The organism is Sphingobacterium sp. IITKGP-BTPF85, assembly GCF_001006065.1.
GTDB lineage: Bacteria > Bacteroidota > Bacteroidia > Sphingobacteriales > Sphingobacteriaceae > Sphingobacterium > Sphingobacterium anhuiense.
Genome location: NZ_ASZT02000193.1, coordinates 1 through 7,528 on the forward strand (window position 1 = coordinate 1; position 7,528 = coordinate 7,528).

Consider the following 7,528-nt stretch of genomic DNA (forward strand, 5'->3'; position numbering starts at 1 on the left):
GCAGAGGCTTTTTTGTGTTTAGACCTTTTTTATGCTGAGAACATAGCTATTCCGATCCTTTCAGTAACTTCTGCAGGCCCTTCATGCTCAGCATTTGACCTATTCAGCTTCTACATCCTCTTCCTATCGGACAAGCATAATGTCTCCGTATCTTGCAATCTCTAATTTTTAACACATTTAAACCAGTTAAAGTACTTTCATGTTTTCTCTAAATAATCGAATTATTTCACTGGTCTAATTTGCTTCTTTAAGAACTCATTAATTAGAGGTGTAATCTTGAATATTTCAATAAATAGAAATTTAGTAAATGATTGTTCATTGCTATATAATCTATAAAACACTAGCTGTGAGCTATTTGTATTCTTTTAAAGAATTTATTGCCTTTAGAATTTAAGCTACTTATGTAGTTACGTCTGTTGAAAAAGGATTTACAAGCCTGAAAATTGATCGAAATTCAACCTAGATTTTAAAATTAATTAGCTCAAACATATGGTTGCTACTTTTGTGTAATTCAGAAATCAGTAGGATTTCTGAATGAGTGCAAATCGGCGAAATACACAATTAATTTAGAACTAGACATAGCACATCTATTCAGGATAAATGGAATGAAAATGAACGTAAATCTCTTTTCAACTAATCAAAAATATTGAAATTTATTATATAGTTTAAAGGTTTATACTTACTCATTTTTGTTTTTTTGAAATCAATTTAAGCATTTGTAATAGCGAATGGACTGATAAAAGCTATTCTTTAGAGAAGAAACAGGTTCCAAAAAATTATCGATTTAGACCATGGAGAGGCAGATTATTCTATCAATCACCTTAAATATGAGATTGTTTTTTGGTTAATTGAAATTTATTTGTCAGCTAATCAGTCTTTTATTGTGTAAAGTGAAAAATAAATTTGACATTACTAATATTCGCTGTATATTTGCATCACAATAAAACAAAAGGTGATACCTTTTCGGGGTGTAGCGTAGCCCGGTATCGCGCCTCGTTTGGGACGAGGAGGTCGTAGGTTCGAATCCTGCCACCCCGACAAAAAAAGCTCTAACGAAAGTTAGAGCTTTTTTTATTTTTCTATTTTAAGCTTTCAATATACTGAAAAGCTTTTTGTAATCTATTTTCAATATAATTATTTTCTTCTGATTCTGTCGGGCCATTAAATAACTTTGATCCCATACCTACTGCTGATACTCCAGCTTGGAACCACGCTAACAGATTTTCTTCATCTAATGATACACCACCTGTAGGCATAAATTTCAATGATTGAAATAGAGGCTTGATACCTTTCAAAAAATTTGCTCCTAAGGCATCACCGGGGAAAAGTTTTACTAATGGTGCACCTAATTCTTCAGCAACTGAAATTTCAGTGGGCGTCATGCAACCCGGTATCCAAAGTATATTATTTTTTAAGGTCACATCTGCAATTTCTGCTTTCACAATAGGACTAACAATAAACTCTGCTCCTATATTTATGAAATCTAAGGCTTGTTGCTTCGTTTTAATGGTTCCAATTCCTAGCTTTAAATCTTTGAAATTGTCATCGCGGTATTTAAGCAGAGCCTTAAGTTGTTATGCGCTTCAGGACCTCTATTGACAAATTCGAAAACGCGAACTCCACCATTATAACATGATGTTAAAATGGCAATACATTGGTCAATATCGTCATGATAGTAGACGGGGATAATGGGAGAACTTTCAATCTTGGATAGGATAGTATGCATGTTGATTATTATAAATTGATGAAATCACCTTTGTTAAATAGTTTTTTGAATCCGAGTTGGGTCGCAGTGTCTATAATTTCTTGAGCAGACTTACCTTCATAAATAGCAGCAATTAGACCTCCCATAAAGCGTCTCCGCTACCAATACGATCAATTAAGTCATTTGTCTCTAAAATAGTACTTATTTTATTTTCTGCAGGGCTATGATATGTACCGTAAAATAGATTATGTTTAGGGTTGTCCATAAATCTAAACGTATTAGCGATATGTTTGCATTTCGGATATTTTTCAAATATTTCTTGAGCAACTAAACTGGAATAGTCGAAATATTCGCTGCAAGAGGTATTTCTGACCAACTGCTCATGAATAGAAGTTCCAAGCATTTTGTGTTCAGCCCAAATATTTCCCATAATAACATCGCAATATGAAACTAATGTAGGCATAATATCTAGAGGCTGTTTTCCATATTGCCATAACCTACTTCTATAATTGAGGTCGACAGATATGGTGATTTTCTTTTCTTGCGCTATTTTCAATGCTGTTAGCATGAGCTGCGCTAATTCCTCGTTTAATGCAGGTGTTAAGGCTGTCCAATGAAACCATGAACAGTCGGTAAATAGTTCATCCCAATCAATATCTTCCGCTTTAAGTGTGGAAAATGACGAGTACTTACGATCGTATATTACCTCTCCGCTTGTTAAACCATTTGCCGATTGCAATATGTAAGAACCTAAGCGTTCGCCACCAAATATAAACTTGGAGGTATCGACGTTTTTGTGATTGAGTGTGTTTAAAATCTCCTTGGTTAAAGAGTGATCAGGAGCAACAGACACGTAAGTAGTCGGTATTGATAGCGAGGCAAGAGCAACAGCAACGTTCGCTTCTGATCCTCCTGGATAGGAATAGACTACCGATTGGTCATCATTAAAGAAATATTCATCTTTTGCTTGTAATCTATAAAGAATCTCTCCGAAGCAAAGGACTGTGTTTTTATCCATAAGTTATTAGTTTACTTTTCGAAAGTAGTATAAATAATTGTATTTCTGTATTGATTGTGTCTATAATTTCGAAAACGTTTGAGTAAATAAAGTTATAAGGATGTTTCTTTAGGAATTAATTATTTCATAAAATTGGTAACTTTAAATCTAACAATTATAAAATGGGGATATTGGATAAATTTTCATTGAACAATCACGTTGTTGTGGTTACCGGTGCAACTGGAGTTCTAGGAAAATCTTTTGTAGATGCTTTGGCTGAAGCTGGTGCAAAGGTTGCAGTACTGGGTAGGAATAAAGAAAAACTCCAAGAACGAGTCCAGGCTATTGAGGCGAAAGGTGCTGAGGCATTAGCAATACAAGTAGATGTTTTGAACGAAGAGGACGTGATAAGGGCTAAGGATGAAATAATAGCGAAATGGGGTACGATTGACGGTTTGGTCAATGCCGCTGGCGGTAATATTGCTGGAGCAACAATAAAGCCTGAACAAAATCTTTTTGACCATGATATAAGAGATACGCTGAAAGCAATTGAGCTTAATTTGAATGGAACAATTATTCCGACACATATTTTTGGACGTGTAATAGCTGAATCTGGTAAGGGTTCTATTGTTAATATTTCCTCACTTGCAGCAAGTAGACCATTAACTAGAGTTTTGGGGTATACGGTTGCAAAACACGGTGTAGATGGCTACACGAAATGGATGTCTGTTGAATTAGCTTTACGATACGGTGATAAGGTACGTGTCAATGCAATTGCACCAGGGGTATTTTTAACAGAGCAAAATCGAAATCTACTGATAAACCCCGATGGTACATATTCCGACCGGGCGCAGAAATTTATTAATGCGATGCCTTATCAACGTTTAGGAGAGCCAGATGAACTAAAGGGAACTTTAGTCTACTTATTAAGTGATGCTTCTGCTTTGGTTACTGGTGAAACGATTTTTGTTGATGGCGGGTTTAACGCATGGTGTGGGGTTTAATAAATTTAAGGTATGAAGAAACTTGAACAAACTTGGAGATGGTATGGGCCTAATGATCCCGTTTCCTTGGATGATATAAGACAAGCTGGTGCGACAGGTATTGTAACGGCATTGCACCATATTGCCCATGGCGATGTTTGGCCTGTCGAAGATATTTTAGAACGTAAAAGAATTATTGAAGATAGTGGATTAGTCTGGTCGGTCGTAGAGAGTCTTCCAGTGCATGAGGCGATAAAAACAGGAAGCAATGATGCCGCATATTATATTGAAAACTATGTGATGTCTTTGGAGAATTTAGCGAAATGTGGAATTCAGATCATTACTTATAATTTCATGCCTGTTTTAGATTGGACCAGAACACAATTAGATCTATTGATGAAAGATGGTTCAAAAGCTTTGTATTTTGATTGGATTGATCTTGCCGTATTTGATATTCATATTCTAAAGCGAATAGATGCAGTCAAGGATTATACAACAGTGATGTTGGAAGGAGTTGAAAAAAAATTTCTTCTTATTCACAGCAAGATCTTGATGCGTTAGAACAAGTTGTTTTGATGGGAATCCCTGGAGAAAATGATATTACACTACAGGACCTGAATAACAGCATTGCTGTGTATGGTCAGCTTGGTCGAACGGGATTATTAAATAATTTGCTTCATTTCCTGTCATCGATAAGTGACGTTTGTGAACGGGAGGGGATTAAAATGACTATACATCCCGATGATCCGCCATATCCAATTTTAGGTCTTCCACGTATTGTGAGCAATCAATCTGATCTGGTAGCAATACTTGAAGGTGTTAATAAGCCGTTTAATGGCATTTGCTTTTGCACAGGTTCTCTTGGTGCTAGTCAGTCGAATGATGTTGCATCCATTTTGGACGCTGTTAAAGAAAGAGTTTACTTTTCGCATCTGAGAAATGTAAAGAAAGACACTTTAGGAAGTTTCTTTGAAGCTGATCATTTAGATGGTGATGTAAATATGTATGCTGTGATGAAAATTTTGATCACTGAAAATCAAAATCGAATCAGACCTATTTCCTTTAGACCTGACCATGGTCATCAAATGTTGGATGATCTAAATAAGAAGACGAATCCTGGATATTCTGCAATTGGTCGGTTGAGAGGGCTCGCAGAACTCAGGGGATTAGAATATGGAATTTTAGGTCAATAAACAAAAAAGAATGTCAGATTTTATCAATCATAATTTTATACTGCAATCGGATATTGCACAACAGCTATATCATAATTATGCAAAAGATCTTCCTATTATAGATTACCATAATCATCTTCCCCCTGATCAGATTAGCAATAATCATCAGTTTGACAATCTTGCTCAAATTTGGCTCTATGGTGACCATTACAAATGGCGTGCTATGCGAACTTTGGGAGTTGAAGAGAAATATATTACAGGAGAAGCTTCTGATTTTGAAAAATTTCAAAAATGGTCGGAGATTGTGCCTCAAACATTGAGAAATCCGCTGTATCATTGGACACATATGGAGCTTAAGAATCCATTTGGAATTAACAAATTCCTCAACATTCAAAGTTCACATGCTATTTATGAACAAACAAGGGAACAATTGAAGGAACCGAGTTTTAGTACTCAGGGACTTTTGAACCATTTTAATGTTGAGATGGTGGGAACAACTGATGATCCAATTGATAGTCTGGAATTTCATAAGGCTTTAAGTTTAAATACTGAATTTAACACAAAAGTACTTCCGACGTTTCGCCCAGATAAGGTTTTTCAGTTATCGAAAGGAGATGTATTTAGAGCTTATGTGCAAAAACTATCCGATGTGAGCGGAATAAAAATACACCACTTGGATTCTTTATTAGAAGCACTTGATGAACGAATTAATTATTTTGACTCTTTGGGTTGTGTGGCTTCAGATCATGGGTTGAAATATCTGCCTAAAAAAGGGGCATTTAATTTAGCGGAAGTGAATTCTACTTTTATTCGCGTGATCAATGGAGATGATACTGGAGTTTTGGAAGTGGAAGATAGCTTTGTTTTTTATGTTTTAAGTGAATTATGCTCAAAGTACCATGCAAAAAATTGGGCGCAGCAATTTCATTTAGGTCCGTTGCGTGATACAAATAAAGGGAAGCTGACAATTTTGGGTGCTGATACGGGATATGATTCTATTGGGGACTACCCTCAAGCTGATCGTATGGCAGATTTTTTTAATTATCTCGATACGAAGGATCAATTGGCCAAGACAATCATATATAATGTTAATCCTGCTGATAATGCTGTTTTTGGTTCAATGATCGGTAATTTTCAGGGCGGGAATATGAAGGGAAAAATTCAATTTGGTTCAGGATGGTGGTATCAGGATCAGTTGGATGGTATGACAGAACAGATAAATGCACTTTCTAATTATGGTTTGATCAGTTGTTTTATTGGGATGTTAACCGATTCGCGAAGCTTCTTGTCTTATTCTCGACACGAATATTTTAGAAGATTGCTTGCTAATATTTTTGCAGAAGATATCATCAAGGGGTACCTTCCGCATGATGTCGATATGATTGGAAAGGTTATAGCGGATATTTGTTATCACAATGCGGTTGCCTATTTTAAAAAGTAAAAAAGCTAACTGAGGTGCAAAATCAAGTCAAAAGACTTGATTTTCTTATTTCCAGGGTAGTTTCTAGTTCGATTGTTTCAAAATCGTTATGTGATGGACGCTTAATAAGATAAATGAGTTTTTTCATTGCAGTATGTCCGATTTCACTTGCAGGCTGTTTGATTCTGCTCAATGCAGGGTTGAGTGACGTTGGAATAGAAATATTAGAAAAGCCAATAACAGCGATTTCTTCTGGAACCTTAATCCCGAGTTCTGCTAGAATTCCGAGTGTTCTTGTGGTGATGACATCGGTAGCTCCAAAAATTGCATTTAGCTTATGTTCTGTGTTTAGTGTTTTTTGTATGGCGCTTTTGATTTGTTTATCAAGTATTGCGGTATCTTGAATATTACATTCAATAAAGTAATAGGGCTTTAGTGGAATTTCAAATTCTCTTAAAGCTTCTTTATATCCGTTTAATCTGTCTTTGGAAACACCTAATTGGTGTCCTGTAATATGAAGGATATTTGTACGTCCTTGTTCGAGGAGGTGTTTGGTAGCTTTATAAGCCCCGTCGAAATTGTTGGCACCGACTTTATCCGTTTTTAATTGATTGACTGTTCTATCAAAAATAACGATTGGTTTTCCGTTTTCTTGTAATTCTTTCAATAAACTCAGATTCGATGATTCGCTGACTGGTGAAATCAAAAGTCCGTCAATACCTCTCGAGTTTAAAACTTCAATACAGGATTTCTCAACCTGTATATCTTCTCTGCTCTGCATAATGATGATATCAAAGCCTGTTTCTATAGATGCTTTTTGAATTCCGTCTAGTATTTCTGCTATAAATGTATTATTAATCGCGCATACAATAACACCGATAGTATTTGTTTTCCCGATTTTAAGACTTTGTGCCACTTTATTAACGCTAAAATTCATTTTTGTAGCGTAGTCCTGAACAACCTTTTTGGTCTTCTCACTAATTTCATAACTATCTGATAAAGCTTTGGAAACTGTTGAGATTGATATATTCAATGCTTTAGAGATATCTTTTAAGGTAGTTTTAGCCATTTTGATTACTAATTTTGGTTATTGTAGATGTATAAAGATATTTATAAATATGATATATCACTAAACAATCTACAGAATCGACAATCGATTTTGAGCAGAGATTATACATTTTCTATTAATTATATGTTTAACCATAAATTTATCGGTCAGGTTATAAGCCTTTTACCGGTTCACGGCAAACT

5 protein-coding genes, 1 tRNA gene and 1 pseudogene are annotated in these 7,528 nt (G+C 35.4%); 4 read left to right on the plus strand and 3 right to left on the minus strand.

The window, feature by feature from the left end; all coding sequences use genetic code 11:
* Positions 1-964: 964 nt before the first annotated feature.
* Positions 965-1,038: transfer RNA gene (locus tag L950_RS23080), tRNA-Pro, on the plus strand.
* Between the two features lie 41 nt (positions 1,039-1,079).
* Here the strand turns inward: L950_RS23080 and L950_RS23085 are convergent.
* A complete protein-coding gene (locus tag L950_RS23085; protein WP_316930744.1) occupies positions 1,080-1,562 on the minus strand; it encodes a bifunctional 4-hydroxy-2-oxoglutarate aldolase/2-dehydro-3-deoxy-phosphogluconate aldolase in 483 nt (160 codons plus the stop codon).
* A gap of 276 nt (positions 1,563-1,838) precedes the next feature.
* Positions 1,839-2,723 carry a PfkB family carbohydrate kinase gene (locus tag L950_RS23090; protein WP_021191080.1) on the minus strand — a complete coding sequence of 295 codons (885 nt, stop codon included), beginning with the start codon at positions 2,721-2,723 and terminating at the stop codon, positions 1,839-1,841.
* A 161-nt stretch (positions 2,724-2,884) separates the two neighbouring features.
* Here L950_RS23090 and L950_RS23095 point away from each other — a divergent pair, with 161 nt between their 5' ends.
* The 3 genes and pseudogenes from L950_RS23095 to uxaC all read left to right on the plus strand — a co-directional run bounded on the left by L950_RS23095 (position 2,885) and on the right by uxaC (position 6,298).
* Positions 2,885-3,706, plus strand: coding sequence for an SDR family oxidoreductase (locus tag L950_RS23095; RefSeq protein WP_021191081.1), 822 nt, complete (start codon positions 2,885-2,887; stop codon positions 3,704-3,706).
* Positions 3,707-3,718: 12 nt separating this feature from the next.
* A pseudogene (gene uxuA, locus L950_RS36910) lies at positions 3,719-4,878 on the plus strand (mannonate dehydratase).
* A 10-nt stretch (positions 4,879-4,888) separates the two neighbouring features.
* On the plus strand, positions 4,889-6,298 hold the full coding sequence (uxaC, locus tag L950_RS23105) for a glucuronate isomerase (protein ID WP_021191082.1): 1,410 nt from the start codon (positions 4,889-4,891) through the stop codon (positions 6,296-6,298).
* 22 nt (positions 6,299-6,320) lie between these two features.
* Here uxaC and L950_RS23110 read toward each other — a convergent pair whose 3' ends face one another.
* Positions 6,321-7,346, minus strand: a complete 1,026-nt coding sequence (locus L950_RS23110; RefSeq protein WP_021191083.1) for a LacI family DNA-binding transcriptional regulator — start codon at positions 7,344-7,346, stop codon at positions 6,321-6,323.
* Positions 7,347-7,528: the final 182 nt, after the last annotated feature.